A 16,991-nucleotide genomic window follows, 5' to 3' on the forward strand; every position below is an offset into this window, starting at 1 on the left:
CTCCTTGCTGTGCAGGTCAGCGACTTTATCGTGTCCGTTACCGCGATCACTTCCGAGTGAACGGTTACCGGAGGACGGCGTTCGCGGTGGGACCGCGGGCCGGTGCCGGTCGGGGGAGGGGAGTGCAACGGCACCGGCCCGCGGAGTATCGGGGCCACCTCGGGCGGGGAACACCCTGGGTGTGTTGTGAAGTTGTCGGGCGATCGCGCGGCCGAACATAGCCGTGGAATAGTCCGCCCGCTAGGGGTTGGATCACAATTTTCTCGATTAATCGCCGGGGGAACCGGCGGCCGGACTCGTCACGCTCGGGGGTACGCACGAGCCGGCCGCCGGCGACCGGGGCGCCTCTGCCAGGCGGCTATGCCCGTAAGCCGCCTGCAACGGCGTGTCGGGGAGCCGGTGGGGGAACCAGGGAGTGCCTACCGGTCTGCTCCGGCACCGGCCGGGTCCGGGCCGGGCTGGTGTTGCCGTCGTGTGTCGGGGACACGGCGGAGTGCCTGCGCGCCCTGCGGGTCTCCTGCTGGGGCGCGAGACCACCGGCGACCAGGTGTTCGTGGGCAACCTGCCACACCGAGCAGGGAGCCTTGCACCTGTGCCACCGGGTCGAGCAGGTGGGGCAGTCGCCACGCTCGTCGGGTTCGTGGGCGGCCAGCATGGCGCGCCAGCCCGCGGTGAGGCGGGGTAACTCGGAGCGCGCGACGGAGATCAGTGCTGGTGCGTCAGCACGGTCCGCGAGGTCGGAGAGCATGTCGAGGCGCTCCCACACCGCGTTGCGCAGGACCTGCCCGAGGATCTGATCCACCTTGAACTCACCGTCACCTTTCCGCCAGTTTGGCGGCTTCGTTGAGCGCGGCCCGCAGCTGGCCGAGTTGGCCTGCCGTGAGCCGTGCCGTCTCGCCGGGCGGGCCGACGAGCACCACCTCGCCCTCGTCCACGAACACCGTCACGCAGCGCTCGCGGCTGATCAGGTCGCCGCACTGCACCCGCCACACCACCTGGCCGCCCTCGTACCTGCGGCCGCTCGTGCCACGGGCGTCCACGGTCGGTGTCGACGAAAGTGACTGGCGCGGCTTTTCGCCCAGAGCGGGCCTACGGAAGGGTGCCGTGCCGGTCGCAGCACGTCCTGCTGTGATCGAGTGCACGAACTCCACGTCTGTGTCTCCCGCTCTCCTTCGCCGACATCCGCGCCTTCGTGCGGTCGCCGGACCTGCCTGCCTGACTCCTGACGCGATCCCCGCGGTTGCGGTCCGTGTTCGCCCGGCCACGGAGATCTGGAACTACATTGCGCCGAAAACAACTCCGATAGAAGCCTCGCCAGAGGTCATAGCGGCGACCGGCTCCCGTTGACCGTTGAGCGGTCAGCCGAGTTCACCTCGGCCGATCAGTGCCCATAATCGAGCCTTCGCGCGGTTCAATAGGTGTTGCTTACGCTGCACACCGACGCCCGACGGGACTGTGGAGGGGCGCGCATGGACGCCAACGACGCGAAGCAGAGCCGCATCAAGTCCGAGGTATGGGAAACCGCGGAGATGCGCGACGCTCTCGCGAGCCGCAACATCAGCGAGGTTTACCGACAGCTGCGCAAACACGGTGTGTCGCAGCGCCAGATCGCTGCCATGACCGGCCAGTCACAGTCCGAGGTGTCGGAGATCCTGAAGGGTCGCCAAGTGATGGCCTACGACGTGCTTTCGCGGATCTCCGAAGGCCTCGGTATCCCCCGCGGGTACATGGGCCTCGCCTACGACGAGGCCACGGAGATCCAGGTCGTCGGCGCCGCCGACGAGCAGCAAGCTGAGGAGGACGAGTCCGTGAAACGGCGGAAGTTCCTCGCGCACGCAGCCCAGGTGACGATGGGGGCCGCGGTCTTCGGGCCCGCCTCGGACGCGTGGGCGGCGAGTCCGGCAAGGACACCCGCACCAGGGCGGATCGGGATGACCGACGTTCGCCAGGTGGAGGCGGCGACGAGAGCACTACGCGCGCTCGACTACCAGTACGGCGGTGGGTTCTGCCGGGACGCTGTGGTCGCCCAGTTGTCCTGGGGGCAGCAGATGCTCCAGGCGAGCGGGACCGAGGGCGTGAAGTCCAGGCTGTACGTCGCGCTCGCCGACCTGCACAGCCTCGCCGGATGGACATCGTTCGACATCGGGCTGATCGACTCCGCCCGCGGGCACTTCGCCAACGCCCTCGATCTGGCCAAACAGGGCGAGAACCACCCACTCGTCGCCAACGTGCTCTACCGCATGGGGCGGGTCTACCTGCACCAGGAGGCCCCCAACGATGCGCTGAAACTGTTCCAACTCGGTCAGATCGCGGCACAGGAGTCCGGTTCGGAACTCGCGGTCGCCGTGCTGTGTGCCAACGAGGCGTGGGCCTACGCGATGATGGGCAACGCCGAGCAGGCCATCAAACTGCTCGGCAGGACAAGGGACGAGTTCGCGCGCGCGGATCTGGCCAATGCCGAGTCCTGGGTGCGCTTCTTCAACGAGACCGACGTCTACGCCATGATCGGCACGGTTCACACCGCGCTGGCGCAGCAGGCGGACGTGTCACACACCAAGTACGCGATCCCGGCGCTGGCGAAGGCCACCGATGCCTACGGCGACGACATGGCCCGTAGCAAGACGTTCAGCTTGAGCATGCTCGCGACCAACCACCTGCTCGAGGGCGACATCGACCACGGCGCGAAGGTCGGGGGCAAGGCGCTGGACTGCGCGGAAGGGTTGAAGTCAAAGCGTGTCGAGCAGCGGATGCGCCCACTGAAGGAGGAAGCACAACGGCGCAGCAACAACCCCGACGCGCGCGATCTCGTCGAGCGGATGTCGACGTTCTTCTCCTGAACGCCGGGGTTCACCGCGAAGGTGCCGCGTTCTTGGACGGCCGGTTCACCAGGCAGAAGCTGGATGCCGTGCTGGCGCGGGTCTGTGCACTGCTCGGCCTCGAGGCAGCCAACGCCACCCTGCTGCGATTCACCAACAACGCGGTGTACTCGCTGGCAAACGACCCGGTGGTGGTGCGCATCGTCGGTTCGCGTGCGCTGGCGCACAGGGCTCACAAGGTGGTGCAGGTCGCGCGGCACTTCGAGCGCCACGGCGTCGCGGCCATCCGGCTGTTCGGCGACCTGCCACAGCCGCTGCTGATCGGTGAGAACGTGGTGACCGTCTGGCACCGGGTCGAGGAAACCGGCAGGCGGGCGACGTCGGCCGAGTTGGCGCGGTTGTTGCGTGAGGTCCACGCGCTGCCGCCGCCCGAGGGCATCGACGACTGGGCACCGCTGGCCGACGTGCGTGCGCGCGTGTCCGACGCCGAGGAGTTGGACACCGCCGACCGGCGGTTCCTGCTTCGACGCTGCGCCGAGGTGGAGCAGCGCCTGCTGGAGTTGCAGTTCCCGCTGCCGAGGGGCTTCGTACACGGCGACGCCCATCCGGGCAACGTGATCGTCGGCGCTGACGGCCCTGTGCTGTGCGACTTCGACTCCTCCTGCATCGGGCCGCCGGAGTGGGACCTCACCCCGCTCGCGGTTGGTAGGGAGCGCTTCGGTGACCCCGACGCCTGGTACCGCGACCTCGCGCGTACCTACGGCTTCGATGTGACCGAGTGGGAGGGCTTCCCCGTGCTGCGTGCGGCGAGGGAACTCAAGCTCACGACGAGCGTGCTGCCCATCGTGCGCAGCCACCCGACGGTGCGGCACGAACTGCGGCGGCGGCTGGAGGATCTGCGGTCGGGCAGCACGCACACCCGGTGGGTTCGGTACCGCTGAAACGGTTCGTTCGCCCCTCATTCAGCGACCAGATGTGACCGCTCGCCGTTTTCGCCGGGTCGCGCGTCGAGACCTCCCGGTTTCGGCTCAACCGATCACTCGAACGGTGGATGGCAGGTCGGCTCTTGGGGCGGTAGAGAGTTCCGCTCGTGCAGGAGATGCCCGGTTACGCGTTCATGTACATATCGCACGCTTCGGGTATGTCCAGCCTGGGGAAACTCGTCCGACGTCGGGTTTTGGCAGCAATCGACGCCCTCGGCGAGGAGCCCCGGCCACCGGGATGCAGGAAGCTCATCGGCGCTGATGCGTGGCATATACGTGCCGCGAAGGACTGGCGCATCGTTTACGTGATCCAAGATCACGTGTTGCTGGTGACTGTTGTCGATGCCGGTCACCGCCGCAAGATCTACCAGTGAGGTGCCGCGCCGACCGGGCTCAGGCGACCGGTGTGCGGGTGAGTACCACGGCGAAGCCCAGTGCGACTCCCATCACGGTCAGCTCCAGCGTCACCCACAGTGCCAGCGCTGTGCGCTCGTGTCGCACGATGCTCGGCAGCAGCTTGAGCCGCACATAGCCACCGAGCGCGGCGATGGTGCCTGCCGCGACGACCTTGAGCAGCACGAGGATGCCGTACGGCGTGGTGAACAGCGCCGACCACAGGTTCGTGTCAGGGGCCAGTGCGAGCTGGACCACGCCGTTGAAGACGCCGGTACCCGCCGTGATGAGCAGGCACAACGTGGCCAGCCGGGAGAAGCGGGGCAACGCGTGGGCGAGCAGCACGCGGTTGGCGGGCAGCAGTGCCGCCGTCGCGCCGAGCCCGCCTACCCAGGTGATCGCGGCGAGCACGTGCAGTTCCAGCGAGATCAGCGTGTAGTCGTGCAGGCTCCAGTCCGAGGAGTGTCCGGTCACCGGTAGGGCGAGCAGCGCGAACAGGCCCAGTCCGACCCTGACCTCAGGGGGCACCCGTTCTCCCCTGCGCACGGCCAGTATCCCGACGCCCACCTGTACCAGCGCGAACGCGGCGACGATCAGCAGTGCCTTGCCCGCGGCGACCGCGCCCGCGTACCCGGCGATGTCGCCGATCGAGACCGCGGTGTCGGTTGGCCGGTACTCCGCCGTACGCAGCACCAGCGTCACCAACGCGGCCAATGCCCACAGCAGTGCCGCCGCGACCGCGGCGGGGCGCGCGACGGTGAGGACGGGTTCGGTGATCCTCGGCCGGTCGTAGCCGACGAGTACCGAAAGCAGCCCCAACCCCACCGTCGCCGCCGCCGCGACGTTGAGCAGCACCCGTGCGACGGGCAGGCCGACCGAGACCACCTCCGACACGTTCGCCACACCGCTGACCGGCGCGGTGGCGGTGAGCGCGACGCCGACGAGCACACCGGCAACAGCCCCGGTGAGCACGCTCAGCAGCGGCGCCAACCGAGTCGAGGCGGTGGTCTCGGTCGTGGCCACGGCTACTCGCCCGAGGACTTGCCCATGCGCAGGGCGACGGTCAGCCCGGCGCCGAGCAGCACCACGGCACCGACGATCCACACCCACACCGGAATGCCGGAGTCCTCGGCGGGTTCGCGCTGCCGAACGGTGGCGGTCGCCTTCGGCGCGTCCTGCCCGGTCGGTCCCGCTGCCACCGAACTCCCGGGGGGCGCTGAGGAGGCGGCGGAGCCTGGCGCTGTCAACGTGAACCGGATCTCCTCGGAGACCGGGTGCCCGTCGGCCGACAGGATCCGGAACCCGATGATGTACTCACCCTCGGGCCGCAGCGGTCGAAGCGGCGCGGTGACGATGTTTCGGTCCACCCGCACCTCACCGGTTGCCCACTGCTCACCATCGGGCCCGGTGACCGCGACCTGGTTGACGTCGGCGTCCTGCACCGGCTGGTCGAAGGTGAGCGTCACGGCCGCCGGAGCGGTGTCGAGCCGGTCGCCGTCGGCGGGGTCGGAGGACACGAGCGCGTTGTGCGCGGCGGCCTGCCCGGCGATGCCGAGCAGTGTCAACGCCGCCACCCAGAGCACCAGTACTACGTTGCGTGCCGTTTTCATTTCGCCACCTGCTTGCGTGCCCGAAGCGCCGCACCCGTGCCGACGCCCAGCCCCAGTGCGCCGACGGCAAGCCCGGCGCCGCCGAGCCAGCGCGCGGTGTCGTCGCCGGTCGAGGCCTCGCTGTCGGTGGCGGAGCCGTGTTGTGGCGCGCCGTGGCCTGCGCCGGAGGGCTCGGCCAGCGCGACGACGGGAGCCGGGTGCTCCGGCTCCTCACCCCCGGCCGACGGTGGCTGTGACCAGTCGACCACCGAGTTGTCGGAGTAGGTCTGCTTCGAGGGCAGTACGAGCTGGTCCACGTCCTCGGGCAGCGGGCCCGCCGTGAACTCGAACTCCTGGTAGGAGGTGGTGCCCGCGGGGATCTCGCTTCCGGGCCGCGCGGTCCAGGTGACCTTGCTGACGATGTCGCTCTTGGCGATCTCGACAGTCCAGCCCGGCACCGGTTTGGTGCGCACCGAACTGATCGCGTACTCGGCCGGGAAGGTCACCTCCACCTTGGTTGTTCCCGCGGCCTGTTCCTCGTTGGGCACCCGCAGTACGACGGCGCCGTAGCCGCCCTTCTCGGGTTGGTCGCCGTAGACGTTGGCCGTGACGTGCGCGGCGGCGGGTGAGGCGGTGGCCAGTCCTATCGCGCCCGCCGTGGCCGCGAGCGCGCTCGCGCGCAGCAAGAATCGATTTGTCGACATCAGAGATTGCGCTCCTGAACTCGGTGGCGAGTGGGTTCCGACTCGGTTCAGCAGTGCAGGGGTGGGCCGCGCCTGCGGTGGACCCGTCGCAGCAGCACCTCGACCGCGTGGCCGCCCTCGGCGGGACGCACGGTGGCGACGGCGACGGCGGCCGCCGGTGCCGCATCCGAAAGCCACACCGAAGGCAGCAGCAGCCGTACCGCGGCGATGCCTCTGGCCAGCACCAGTTCGGCGTGCGTGAGCACCAGTGCCGTGACCAGGGTGGCGACGATGTGGGCGGCCGTCATGGTGAAGCCGCCGCCGGAATGTCCGGAAAGCTCGCTCAGCACCACGTGCGAGGCCAGTTGCGCGCTGCCGAGCACGAGCAGGATCCCGCGCAATCCCCGGGTGCGCTCCGCGACAGCGGTGGAGACCCAACCGATGAGCGCCGTCAGCAGCACGGTGGTGGGCAGTTGGGGCAACTGCCCGTCGGCCAGCGTGTGCGCGCTCACGGTCAGTGCGGCCGAGCAGCCCGCGAGCAACCCGCCTCGGACGCGGCGCGCGGGCAGGGCCGCGCGGAACCGGCTGCTCACGGCACACAGCCTACGCAGCCGGTGAAGGGTAAGGAACGTGTCGCCCGGCACGCCGACAACGACCGGTGAGGAACTTTCCACCAGGCGATCGGCTCGGGAAGGTCTATGGTGCTCTCCTGACGCCGCCGAGGTGAGGAAGGAGGTCGCGCTCACAGCGCGCCCGTATGTCCGAACAACACGACGGAACCGACGCGCCCTCCGCAACGGCGCCGAGCACACCGCAACCGCATTCGAACCCGCCCGAGGCGACCGGTGCGGGCAGGGCGGACACCACACCCGGGCACGGCAGCCGACCCTGTCGGTCGACCGGGACCGACCGGGTTGTGTTCGGCGTGGCCGCGGCACTCGCCGTACTCGTGATCGCGTGGGGTGTCGCTTCTCCCGCCACGCTTGCCTCGTTCGCCGAAAGCCTGCTCAACGACGCGGTGATCCCCTACGGCGGCTGGCTGTTCGTACTGACGGCGAGCGGCTTCGTGCTGTTCGCACTGCTGCTGGCCGTCAGCAGGTACGGCCGAATCCCGCTGGGCCGTGACGACGAGAAGCCGGAGTTTCGCACTTCGTCCTGGGTGGCGATGATGTTCAGCGCCGGGATGGGTATCGGCCTGATGTTCTTCGGCGTCTACGAACCCGTGACACACCTCACCAGCCCGCCGCCCGGCTCCGCGGCACCTGGCTCGGACGAGGCCGTGCACACGGCCATGGCGACGACGCTGTTCCACTGGACCGTGCATCCCTGGGCCATCTACGCCGTCGTAGGGCTCGCCATCGCCTACAGCACGTTCCGAAGGCGGCGCGGCCAGCTGATCAGCGCGGTGTTCGAACCGATCATCGGCGCCCGGCGCAGCGACGGCCCGCTCGGCAAGGCGATCGACATCATGGCGATCTTCGCGACCCTCTTCGGGTCGGCCGCGTCGCTCGGTCTCGGCGCGTTGCAGGTCGGCGGCGGGCTCGCGGCCGTGGGATGGCTCGACAACCCGGGCACCGGCCTGCTCGTCGCGATCATCGCGGTGCTGACCGTCGCCTTCGTCGCCTCCGCCGTTTCCGGCGTGGCGAGGGGCATCCAGTGGCTGTCCAACATCAACATGGTGCTCGCCGCGCTGCTCGCGGTGTTCGTACTGGTGGTCGGCCCCACCGTGCTGATCCTCAACCTCGTTCCCAGCGCCATCGGCGACTACTTCCGCGAGTTCGCCGAGATGTCGGGCCGCACCGGGGTCACCGGCGGCGAGGAGATGCGGGAGTGGCTGGCCGGCTGGACGGTCTTCTACTGGGCCTGGTGGATCTCCTGGACACCGTTCGTCGGCATGTTCATCGCGCGTATCTCGCGGGGACGCACCATCCGGCAGTTCATCTTCGGTGTGATCGCGGTGCCGAGCGTGGTCAGCCTCGGCTGGTTCGCCATCTTCGGCGGTGCCGCCATCGACCGGCAGCGATCGGGCATCGACATCGCGGGCGCGGGTGGTTCGGAGGCGGCGACCTTCACACTGCTGGAGACCTTTCCGCTGTTCCTGCCGATCGCGGTGATCGTCATGCTGCTGGTGTCGATCTTCTTCGTCTCCGGTGCCGATGCCGCATCGGTGGTGATGGGCACGCTGTCGCAGCGAGGTTCGGTGGAACCGGGCCGAGGCGTCGTCGTGTTCTGGGGCGTGCTGATGGGCGCGGTCGCCGCGGTGATGCTGCTCGTCGGTGGCGGGAACGCGCTCACCGGCCTGCAGAACCTGACGATCCTTGTCGCGGTGCCGTTCGTGGCGGCCATGATCGCGTTGTGCGTGTCGCTGTGGCGCGATCTGCGGCACGATCCACTGATGATCCGGGAGGACGAGATGATGCGCTCGCTTGCGGAGATCCACGCCGAACGGGCCGGTGAAGCACCTCCACCGCGTCGCAGGAGTGTGCGGGGTCGCGCCAGGTGAACCTTCTCGAATACGTCGCCGACCGCTGGGATCGGCTGTCGTTGCAGGCGTGGCTGCACGTGAGCGAGGTGGTGCAGTCCACCGTCATCGCCACGGTTATCGGCGTGCTGATCGGCGTGGCCGTCTACCGAAGCCCCGTCGGCTCCGCGGTCGCGACCGCGCTGGCAAGCACGATCCTCACCATCCCCTCGTTCGCGTTGCTCGGCCTGCTCATCCCCGTGGTGGGGCTGGGCGCGACGCCGACGGTGATCGCGCTGGTGCTGTACGCACTGCTGCCGATCACCCGCAACACCATCGTCGGCCTAGCCGGGGTCGACCCCGCCGTCACCGACGCCGCGCGGGGTATCGGAATGAGCCGCTTCGGCGTGCTCACCAAGGTAGAACTGCGGTTGGCGTGGCCCGCGATCCTGGCTGGGATGCGGGTGGCGACCCAGTTGCTGATGGGCATCGCCGTGATCGCCGCCTATGCGAAGGGCCCCGGGCTCGGCAGCGAGGTGTTCTCCGGCCTCACAAGGGCGGGCAGCGCGAACGCGACCAACCAGGCGCTCGCCGGAACGATCGGCGTGGTGATCCTGGCCCTGTTGTTGGAGGGCGGCTACTTCATCATCGCCCGACTCACCGTCTCGAGGGGTATCCGTGGCTGACGACGTAAGCGGTGTCGAGATCCAGTTGGACAAGGTCACCAAGCGCTACCCGGGCAGCAGGGAGCCCGCGGTGAAGGACTTCACCATGACCATCGCGGCCGGCAAGATCGTCATCTTGGTCGGGCCGTCCGGTTGCGGCAAGACCACCACGATGCGGATGATCAACCGGTTGATCGAGCCGACTTCGGGACGCATCACGATCGGCGGGGAGGACGCGCTCGAACTCGACCCGGACAAGCTGCGCCGCAAGATCGGCTACGCGATCCAGCAGGCGGGGTTGTTCCCGCACTTCACCGTGGCGCAGAACATCGGTGTCGTTCCCGGACTGCTGCGGTGGGACTCCGGCCGCATCCGAAACCGGGTCGACGAGCTGCTGGATCTGGTCGGACTCGACCCAGGCCAGTACCGCGATCGCTACCCGCGCCAGCTTTCCGGGGGCCAGCAACAGCGCGTCGGTGTGGCGCGAGCCCTGGCGGCCGACCCGCCCGTGTTGCTGATGGACGAGCCGTTCGGTGCGGTGGACCCGATCACGCGCGGCAACCTGCAGGACGAACTGCTGCGGCTGCAGGACGAGCTTCGCAAGACCATCGTCTTCGTCACTCATGACTTCGACGAGGCCGTCAAGCTCGGCGACAAGATCGCCGTGCTCGGTGACGCCTCGACCATCCAGCAGTACGACACCCCTGAGGCGATCCTGGCCAACCCCGCCAACGACATGGTCGCGGGTTTCGTCGGCGCGGGCGCCTCGCTCAAGCAGCTCACCCTGCTGCGGGTACGCGACGTCACCTACAGCGACGACGCGCTCGCCGTGGTCGAGGGCGAGGTGACGCCGCAGGCGCTGCGGCAACGCATGATCGAGGAGGGCAGAACCTACGCGCTGGTGCTCGACGCCAGGCGAAGGCCGCTGCGCTGGGTGCACGTGCGCGACCTGACCACCGCGCGTTCGCTCACTGCCGTCGGCAGGCCGGTGGGCGACCCGGTGAGCACCCGGTCGACGCTGCAGGACGCGCTCGAGGCGATCCTCGCCGAGGGCGGCAACGCCGTGGTCACCGGAGCCAGAGGCGAGTACGTCGGCACGATCGACATCACCACCGTCACCGACACCGTGCGGCAACTGCGTGAGGAACACCTCGACTCCGAAGGCGCCGCGTCGTGAGCGTCACCGAAACGCGGGGGGCGTTGGGGTTCTCGACGGAGTCCGGCTCGCGCCGCACCGAGCGACTGCGGTTGCTGGTCCAGCCCGCGGTCGTGGTTCTCGTCGCCGGTGGCGTACTGACCTGGGCCTTCACCCGGACCAACGATGCCATCGAAGCCGAGTCGATCAATGCCGACGTGTTGCTGACGAAGACCTGGGAGCATCTGGCGATCACGGCGGTGGTGACCGCGATCGTGGTGGCGCTGGCCGTGCCGCTCGGGATGGTGCTGACCCGGCGGTGGGCGCGACCGCTGGCGCCGCTGTTCATCGGGATCGCCAACATCGGGCAGGCCGCACCCGCGCTTGGGGTGCTCGTGCTGTTCTTCCTGTGGAGCGAGTGGGAAGGGTTGTGGGCGGCGGCACTGCCGATCGCCTTCTACTCGCTGCTTCCGGTGCTGCGCAACACGATCGTCGGCATCGACTCGGTCGATCCGGCGCTGGTGGACGCGGGCAGGGGCATCGGCATGTCGTCGGCGGGGGTGCTGCTGCGCATCGAGGTTCCGCTCGCGGTGCCGATGATCCTCGCCGGGCTGCGCACCGCTCTCGTGCTCGCCGTGGGCACGGCGACCCTGGCGTTCTTCGTCAACGGCGGCGGGCTGGGCGAGCTGATCGACACCGGGTACAAACTCAACCGCGTGCCCGTCCTCGTCGTCGGCGCCGTGCTCGCCGTCGGGCTCGCGCTGATCGTGGACTGGCTGGGCGCGGTACTGGAGGAGTTCCTCGGACCGAAGGGGCTGTCATGAAGCGCGCGGCGAGCGCACTCGCCGGGACCGTACTACTGCTGGCCACCAGCGCATGCGGCCTCGACGTCAACGCCGCGCTGCCGTTCTCGGTCGGTCCCGGTTCCATCAAACCGGTGCCGCGGTTGCAGGGCGTCGAGGTGACGGTGGGCTCCAAGGACTTCACCGAGCAGGTCATTCTCGGCTACATCGCAGAGTTGGCGCTGGAGGCCGCCGGTGCCGACGCCATCGACCTGACCAACATCCACGGCTCCAACAGCGCCCGCTACGCGCTGGTGGACGGCCAGATCGACCTGCAGTGGGAGTACACCGGCACCGGCTGGCTCTCCTACCTCGGTTACGACGAGCCGGTGCCGACCGAGCGCGGGCAGTACGAGGCGGTCCGCGAGGCCGACCTTGAGCGCAACGGGATCGTGTGGCTGCCGTACTCGCGGGTGAACAACACCTACGCCTTCGCCGCCACCGAGGAGTTCGCACGCGAACACGACCTGCGCACCACCACGGACATGACCGAGTTCCTGAAGCAGCACCCCGAGCAGGCCGTGTTCTGCGTGGAGACCGAGTTCGCCAGCAGGCCGGACGGGATGCCAGGGGTACGTCAGACCTACGGCTTCCCCGTCACCACCACCAAGACGTTCGGCACCGGGGCCATCTACGCCGCGATCGACAACGGGACCTGCAACTTCGGTGAGGTGTTCACCACCGACGGCCGCATCGCCGGGTTGAACCTGCGGGTGCTCGCCGACGACAAGCGGTTCTTCCCGCAGTACAACGCCTCGGTCACGCTGCGCGCGCAGTTCCTCGCCGAGCATCCGGGCATCGCCGACGTGCTGGCGCCGGTGTCGGCGGCGCTGAACAACGAGGAGATCATCGAACTGAACAAGCAGGTCGACGTCGACGGCAGGGACCCGGCGAAGGTGGCAAGGGACTGGATGGTGGGCAAGGGCTTCATCACCACCTCCGGCACCGGCTGAGCACGCAGGGGCACGGCCAGCGGTGGCCCGCTCAGACGCCGAGGCGACGCAGCAGCTGCTCCTCGATCCGCTCCAACTCCGAGGCGACCGCCTTGTGGGCGGCCCTCCTCCTGGCCGCGGGCATCCGCTCCGCTGCCCGCACGGAGACCGCGAGCTGTTCGAGGGTCCCGCTGGAGCGCTCGGCGAACGCGAGATCGTCGTCACCGGCTTCGGGTGACTGCCGCAGCGCCTTCAGCCCGTCGGCGGCGCCCGCGATGCGGGCCAGCAGCGCACCGCCCCTGCCGGAGAACTCCGGCAGCCGCTCGACCGCGACCCCCATCCGTCGTGCCTGGTAGCGGTCGTAGGCCTCCCTCGCGGCGCCCGCTGCCCTCAGCGCGGCAGGCGCGAGCACCGGCACGGCGGCGGGCAGCACGACCTTGGCGACGCGCACCGCGTTGCGGGCCTTCTTCGGTGTGAGCCCCGGCTCCTGCTCGGCCTTGCCCGACCGGTGTGACCTGCGCCCCATCGCGACCGCCCTCCTCACGCTGCGTGTGACTGCCGTCAACTTACTGGGCGCCACCGAAGCGGGCACATCGGCAACGTGTCGGTGCTTTCTCATACAGTGAATGCCATGGCCATTGAGGTGTTGCTCGACGCGGGAGTCGTCACGTGCTGCCGCAGGCGAGTGCACCTCGATCACGACCCGACCATGCGCGACGCGCGGCTCGCGCCGCCCGACCCGGCCGCTGAGCAGCGCATCGCCGACGCGTGGGCACATCGTGGGCAGATCGCGCAACGGCTGCGGGAAAGCACGCGTGGCAGTTGGGCGGTAGTGCCGAGGGAGCTTGCACACAGCGAACGCGTCGAACTGACTCTGTCCGCGCTGCGGGAGGGTGTGGCCTACCTGTGGGGTGGGCTGTTGCCTCCTGACCACGCCGGAGGCAGGCGGGGTGGCGCCGAACTGCTGGTGCGCACACCGCACGGCTACGTGCCGGTGCTGGTGGTGCGCCACCGCATCACCGACCCCGGCGAGGGCGCGCGCACGGCCGAACTGCCGGACCTCGACCCGGAGCGCGCCGCGGTCGACCCCCAACGCAAGGTGCGTTCCCAGCCGCGTGACCAGCTCCGGCTGGCGCACGTTCGGCGGCTGCTGGAGGCGGCGGGTGCGGCCGAGCCGCACCGGGCCATCGGCGGTGTCATCGGGCTCGATGCCGACGTGGTGCTGTGGCACGACCTCGACGCCGCCACCTGGCCGGGCGGGCGCACGGCGCTGACCGAGTACGACGAGCGCTTCACCGACCGTCTCGCCGTGGCACGGGCGGCCGCGACCAGGCAGGAGTCGCTCGCCGAGCCGTCACGGGTGCTGGAGTGCAGGCGCTGCCAGTGGTGGCCGGTGTGCGAATCGCAGCTCACCCAAAGCCGTGACGTCAGTCTCGTCGTTCGCGGCGAGGACGCGGTCGAGTTGCGCAACGCGGGCGTCTCCACGGTGGACAAGCTGGCGGCGCTGAACCCGGCGGAGGAGTCGCCTATCCAGTGGACCGGGACGACGTTCACCGACGCGGTCGCGCTGGCGCGCGCGTGGCTGGCCGACCTCACCGTCGTGCGCAAGGTCAGCGAGGTGACCGTGCCGAGGGCCGACGTCGAGGTCGACATCGACATGGAGAGCTTCGGCGACTCCGGTGCCTACCTGTGGGGTTGCCTGCTCAGCGGCGCCGACATCGGTGTGCGGCCCGGCTACCGCGCCTTCGCCACCTGGGACCCGTTGCCGACACCGGACGAGGGGCGCTCGTTCGCCCGGTTCTGGGCGTGGCTTTCCGACGTGCGGGCCAGGACAGCGGCCGCAGGACTGACGTTTCGGGCGTACTGCTACAACGCGCTCGCCGAGAACCGCTGGCTGTTCTCCTCCATCGAGCGGTTCGGCGACATGGACGGCGTTCCCACGCGGGAGGAGATGCGCGAGTTCGTGGAGTCCGACGAGTGGGTCGATCTCTTTCGCAGCGTCACCGACCAGTTCCTGTGCTCGCACGGCAAGGGCCTGAAGGTGGTCGCGCCCGTCGCGGGTTTTCGGTGGCGCGACCCGGAGGCCAGCGGGGAGGCGTCGATGCGGTGGTACCGCGACGCGGTCGGCATGGACGGTGCCGAACCGGACCTCGGCCAGCGGGAGCGGTTACTGCGCTACAACGAGGACGACGTGCTGGCCACCCGAGCGCTCAGGGAGTGGATCAGCGACGAAGCCGGGCACGCCGTGCCGTACATGGGAGAGCTGTAGCGGCGGTCAGGACCGGTTCGGTCGACCGAGCCTGGTCTGCTCGGGCTCGGTCGGTTCGAGCCAGACGAACTCCGATGCGGGTCCCGCCAGCGTCGCCACCATGTCGTCGCGAAGCCTCGGCAACTGCCCGGCCACGGCGGGTGGAAGTCGAAGCGCGGTGGCGGCGACGGAGGTCTCGTTGGGGGTGAGCCGCTGCGCGATCACCAGGTCCGCCTGGGCCAGCACGGTGCCGTGGGGTGGGACCAACTGGCGCAGCACGGTGAGCTGTGTTCGCCATGGCGCAGGCTGCTCGGCCGCGGGCGGGTGCGGTGCGTCGTGCAACCGCAGCACCGGCCTGCCTGCCGAGGCCGTGACGTCGGCTGCCATGTCGGCGGCGAGCACGACGACCCGGTCGGCGCGGCCCGTGGCCGCTCGCCCGAGGTCGGCCCAACCGTCGGGCTCGACGGATGACACCACCACCCGAGCGCCCAGCCGCAGCGCGCGGAACGCGACCAGCTTCGCCAGCCACACCCCACCGATGAGGCAGGCCGTTCTCGGTGAAGGTTGGAACAGGCTCAGCGCCACCGGAAGTCCTGACTGGTTGCGGCCCAACCGGAATCCGAACGAGGCACCGGTGAGCTGCAACTGGTCCAACGCGTGGTCCGGGGCGTAGTGGGTGCCGATCCGCAGTCGCGGGATCGCCCGGTGCTTGCGGACTCGCCAGTCGCGATGGCCGCGATCGGAGGTCGGTGGGCTCTGGGCAGGGCCTGCGCCGCCGGGCGCGGTGGGTGGAGCGCCTGCCGGGGCGGCTACCGCCAGCGCCTGTGGCCGTACCACCTCGGCGGTCGTCGCCGAGGCGTAGCCGTATCCCGCTTCCGTGCCTGCCGCGGGCTGCGTGTCCGGCGCGGCCTGCTGCTGCGTCGCCGGTGGTTGTGGCGCGCCGAGCACGGCAGGCTGCGCAGGTGGGGGAGCAGGCGGTTGCGGCTGCTGCGGCGGCGAGGGCGGGTGTGCGGCGGCCGCGCCCTGCTGCTGCGGCGGCGGTGGTGGTGGGGCGGGATAGGGCTGCGCACGCTGTTGCTGCCAGTTCACCGGGCACCTCCTCCGCTCGGCGCTGACGCGTAGACGGCCGGGGCGTGCTGGCCGTCCAACCTGGTCAGTTGAGCACCGGTCCAGCCGACTATACGTTCCGCGTTGGCACACATGGCCTGGTAGTGGTCGCGTGCGGTGGCCAGCCGCACCAGGCAGCGAAGCGTGGTGCCGTGGAAGGACGGCTCGATCAGGAACGAAATGCTGATCAACGCCGCGGGCAGCTCCATCAGCGTGGCGAACAGCCGCGCGTTGCGCTCCGGGTCCGGCCACGTCCGCAGCCAGTAGCAGCCGTGTGCCAGGCGTGTCGAATGCCAGCAGTCCCAGTCCTCGCGCACCTGGGTGAGCTGGTTCGGCAGTAGGTCGCAGGAGCGGACAAGCGCGTCGGTCAGTTCGTCCGCCCGCAGCGGCCTCGCCCGCAGGTCGTGCTTGTGCAGCAGCCGCTCGACCCGGTGCGTCAGTTCCGCGAGCACCACCGGGACGTCCACCTGACTACCGGGCTGGTCGATCACCGACTGGGCCACCGCGGTCGCGTCCAGCCGGACCGCGACCCACATCGCGTTGTCGCGCGCGGCGGTTCTGTGGGAAACGACCTGGATCACCACGCCTGCCTGTTCGGCTTCGTCGGCGATGGCCGCGAGCGCGGCCAGTGGCACCGGTGGCATCGGTGCGTCGTCGGCCATCGCGATCTCCAGCACGGCGAACCAGCCTGCGCCGTCGCTTCCCATACCGAGTTCGCCGTCGGCCGAGTCTTCGATGTCCTCGACCACCAGTTCGGGCGCGAGCTCGCACAGCGCGGCGATGCGCGGGTCGGCTGCCTGCGAGCCGGCATTCCCCGCGCGCATCTTGTAGCGCAGCCACAGTCCGAGGCTCTCGCTCCACCACCGGCCGTTGGACCGGCCGAACATCGCCACGACGGCGAGCAGGCCGAGCGTCCCGCCCAGCAGCATGGCCCACAGTTCCTGTAGCACCACGAAGAAGACGGCGCCGAGGACTACTTCGAGTGCCAGCAGGCGCACCACGCTGACCACGCCGAGCCGCCCCGGTTCCCGTCTGGGTTTGAACCACTGGCCTTGTGCGGTGCGGGGTCGTTCCGTTGCTGTGTGTGCGTCGGGCGGGTGGCCGTTCCCGCCGGATCGCGGCGGTCGGGTCGTCATC

Annotated in this window: 18 protein-coding genes; 9 read left to right on the top strand and 9 right to left on the bottom strand. The window is 69.6% G+C overall.

Annotated elements, in window-relative coordinates:
- Nucleotides 1–358 precede the first annotated feature (358 nt).
- Together SACMADRAFT_RS01095 and SACMADRAFT_RS01100 are read right to left on the bottom strand one after the other, a co-directional pair.
- Nucleotides 359–802, bottom strand: coding sequence for a hypothetical protein (locus SACMADRAFT_RS01095; RefSeq protein WP_009151924.1), 444 nt, complete (start codon nucleotides 800–802; stop codon nucleotides 359–361).
- Nucleotides 803–815: 13 nt separating this feature from the next.
- Nucleotides 816–1,151: a hypothetical protein gene (locus SACMADRAFT_RS01100; RefSeq protein ID WP_009151925.1), complete on the bottom strand. Its 336-nt coding sequence runs from the start codon at nucleotides 1,149–1,151 to the stop codon at nucleotides 816–818.
- A 318-nt stretch (nucleotides 1,152–1,469) separates the two neighbouring features.
- Here SACMADRAFT_RS01100 and SACMADRAFT_RS01105 point away from each other — a divergent pair, with 318 nt between their 5' ends.
- From SACMADRAFT_RS01105 to SACMADRAFT_RS01115, 3 genes are all read left to right on the top strand, one after another.
- On the top strand, nucleotides 1,470–2,837 hold the full coding sequence (locus SACMADRAFT_RS01105; RefSeq protein WP_009151926.1) for a helix-turn-helix transcriptional regulator: 1,368 nt from the start codon (nucleotides 1,470–1,472) through the stop codon (nucleotides 2,835–2,837).
- Nucleotides 2,838–2,869: 32 nt separating this feature from the next.
- Nucleotides 2,870–3,757 (top strand): aminoglycoside phosphotransferase family protein, encoded by an 888-nt coding sequence (locus tag SACMADRAFT_RS01110; RefSeq protein WP_009151927.1) that lies wholly within the window; start codon nucleotides 2,870–2,872, stop codon nucleotides 3,755–3,757.
- A 200-nt stretch (nucleotides 3,758–3,957) separates the two neighbouring features.
- Nucleotides 3,958–4,173 carry a type II toxin-antitoxin system RelE family toxin gene (locus tag SACMADRAFT_RS01115; protein WP_232285520.1) on the top strand — a complete coding sequence of 72 codons (216 nt, stop codon included), beginning with the start codon at nucleotides 3,958–3,960 and terminating at the stop codon, nucleotides 4,171–4,173.
- Nucleotides 4,174–4,192: 19 nt separating this feature from the next.
- Here the strand turns inward: SACMADRAFT_RS01115 and SACMADRAFT_RS01120 are convergent, their stop codons facing one another.
- The 4 genes from SACMADRAFT_RS01120 to SACMADRAFT_RS01135 are packed head-to-tail and all read right to left on the bottom strand — an operon-like array spanning nucleotide 4,193 to nucleotide 7,057.
- Nucleotides 4,193–5,215, bottom strand: coding sequence for a copper resistance D family protein (locus SACMADRAFT_RS01120; RefSeq protein ID WP_009151929.1), 1,023 nt, complete (start codon nucleotides 5,213–5,215; stop codon nucleotides 4,193–4,195).
- A gap of 2 nt (nucleotides 5,216–5,217) precedes the next feature.
- Nucleotides 5,218–5,802: a copper resistance CopC family protein gene (locus SACMADRAFT_RS01125; RefSeq protein WP_009151930.1), complete on the bottom strand. Its 585-nt coding sequence runs from the start codon at nucleotides 5,800–5,802 to the stop codon at nucleotides 5,218–5,220.
- On the bottom strand, nucleotides 5,799–6,485 hold the full coding sequence (locus SACMADRAFT_RS01130) for a YcnI family copper-binding membrane protein (RefSeq protein ID WP_009151931.1): 687 nt from the start codon (nucleotides 6,483–6,485) through the stop codon (nucleotides 5,799–5,801). Before SACMADRAFT_RS01130 ends, SACMADRAFT_RS01125 begins: the two co-directional genes overlap by 4 nt.
- Before the next feature lie 47 nt (nucleotides 6,486–6,532).
- Nucleotides 6,533–7,057: a hypothetical protein gene (locus SACMADRAFT_RS01135; RefSeq protein WP_009151932.1), complete on the bottom strand. Its 525-nt coding sequence runs from the start codon at nucleotides 7,055–7,057 to the stop codon at nucleotides 6,533–6,535.
- 164 nt (nucleotides 7,058–7,221) lie between these two features.
- Between SACMADRAFT_RS01135 and SACMADRAFT_RS01140 the strand changes: the two genes are divergently transcribed.
- From SACMADRAFT_RS01140 to SACMADRAFT_RS01160, 5 genes are read left to right on the top strand one after another with little or no spacing between them, the layout of a single operon-like run.
- Nucleotides 7,222–8,967 carry a BCCT family transporter gene (locus tag SACMADRAFT_RS01140; RefSeq protein WP_083840823.1) on the top strand — a complete coding sequence of 582 codons (1,746 nt, stop codon included), beginning with the start codon at nucleotides 7,222–7,224 and terminating at the stop codon, nucleotides 8,965–8,967.
- Nucleotides 8,964–9,611 (top strand): ABC transporter permease, encoded by a 648-nt coding sequence (locus tag SACMADRAFT_RS01145; protein ID WP_009151934.1) that lies wholly within the window; start codon nucleotides 8,964–8,966, stop codon nucleotides 9,609–9,611. Before SACMADRAFT_RS01140 ends, SACMADRAFT_RS01145 begins: the two co-directional genes overlap by 4 nt.
- On the top strand, nucleotides 9,604–10,767 hold the full coding sequence (locus SACMADRAFT_RS01150) for an ABC transporter ATP-binding protein (RefSeq protein ID WP_009151935.1): 1,164 nt from the start codon (nucleotides 9,604–9,606) through the stop codon (nucleotides 10,765–10,767). Before SACMADRAFT_RS01145 ends, SACMADRAFT_RS01150 begins: the two co-directional genes overlap by 8 nt.
- Nucleotides 10,764–11,549, top strand: coding sequence for an ABC transporter permease (locus SACMADRAFT_RS01155; protein ID WP_009151936.1), 786 nt, complete (start codon nucleotides 10,764–10,766; stop codon nucleotides 11,547–11,549). The genes SACMADRAFT_RS01150 and SACMADRAFT_RS01155 overlap by 4 nt, the downstream gene beginning before the upstream one ends.
- Nucleotides 11,546–12,520, top strand: coding sequence for a glycine betaine ABC transporter substrate-binding protein (locus tag SACMADRAFT_RS01160; protein ID WP_009151937.1), 975 nt, complete (start codon nucleotides 11,546–11,548; stop codon nucleotides 12,518–12,520). Before SACMADRAFT_RS01155 ends, SACMADRAFT_RS01160 begins: the two co-directional genes overlap by 4 nt.
- Nucleotides 12,521–12,551: 31 nt before the next feature.
- Here SACMADRAFT_RS01160 and SACMADRAFT_RS01165 read toward each other — a convergent pair whose 3' ends face one another.
- Complete coding sequence (locus SACMADRAFT_RS01165; RefSeq protein ID WP_009151938.1) at nucleotides 12,552–13,025, bottom strand: DUF6474 family protein; 474 nt, start codon at nucleotides 13,023–13,025, stop codon at nucleotides 12,552–12,554.
- 105 nt (nucleotides 13,026–13,130) lie between these two features.
- On the opposite strand from SACMADRAFT_RS01165, the gene SACMADRAFT_RS01170 reads away from it, so the two are divergent.
- A complete protein-coding gene (locus tag SACMADRAFT_RS01170) occupies nucleotides 13,131–14,768 on the top strand; it encodes a TM0106 family RecB-like putative nuclease (protein ID WP_009151939.1) in 1,638 nt (545 codons plus the stop codon).
- 6 nt (nucleotides 14,769–14,774) lie between these two features.
- Here SACMADRAFT_RS01170 and SACMADRAFT_RS01175 read toward each other — a convergent pair whose 3' ends face one another.
- Both SACMADRAFT_RS01175 and SACMADRAFT_RS01180 read right to left on the bottom strand, forming a co-directional pair.
- Nucleotides 14,775–15,836, bottom strand: coding sequence for a hypothetical protein (locus SACMADRAFT_RS01175; protein ID WP_009151940.1), 1,062 nt, complete (start codon nucleotides 15,834–15,836; stop codon nucleotides 14,775–14,777).
- Nucleotides 15,833–16,864, bottom strand: coding sequence for a type VII secretion protein EccE (locus SACMADRAFT_RS01180; protein WP_009151941.1), 1,032 nt, complete (start codon nucleotides 16,862–16,864; stop codon nucleotides 15,833–15,835). The genes SACMADRAFT_RS01175 and SACMADRAFT_RS01180 overlap by 4 nt, the downstream gene beginning before the upstream one ends.
- Between the last annotated feature and the right edge of the window lie 127 nt (nucleotides 16,865–16,991).

It is taken from the genome of Saccharomonospora marina XMU15 (assembly GCF_000244955.1).
Classification (GTDB): domain Bacteria; phylum Actinomycetota; class Actinomycetes; order Mycobacteriales; family Pseudonocardiaceae; genus Saccharomonospora_A; species Saccharomonospora_A marina.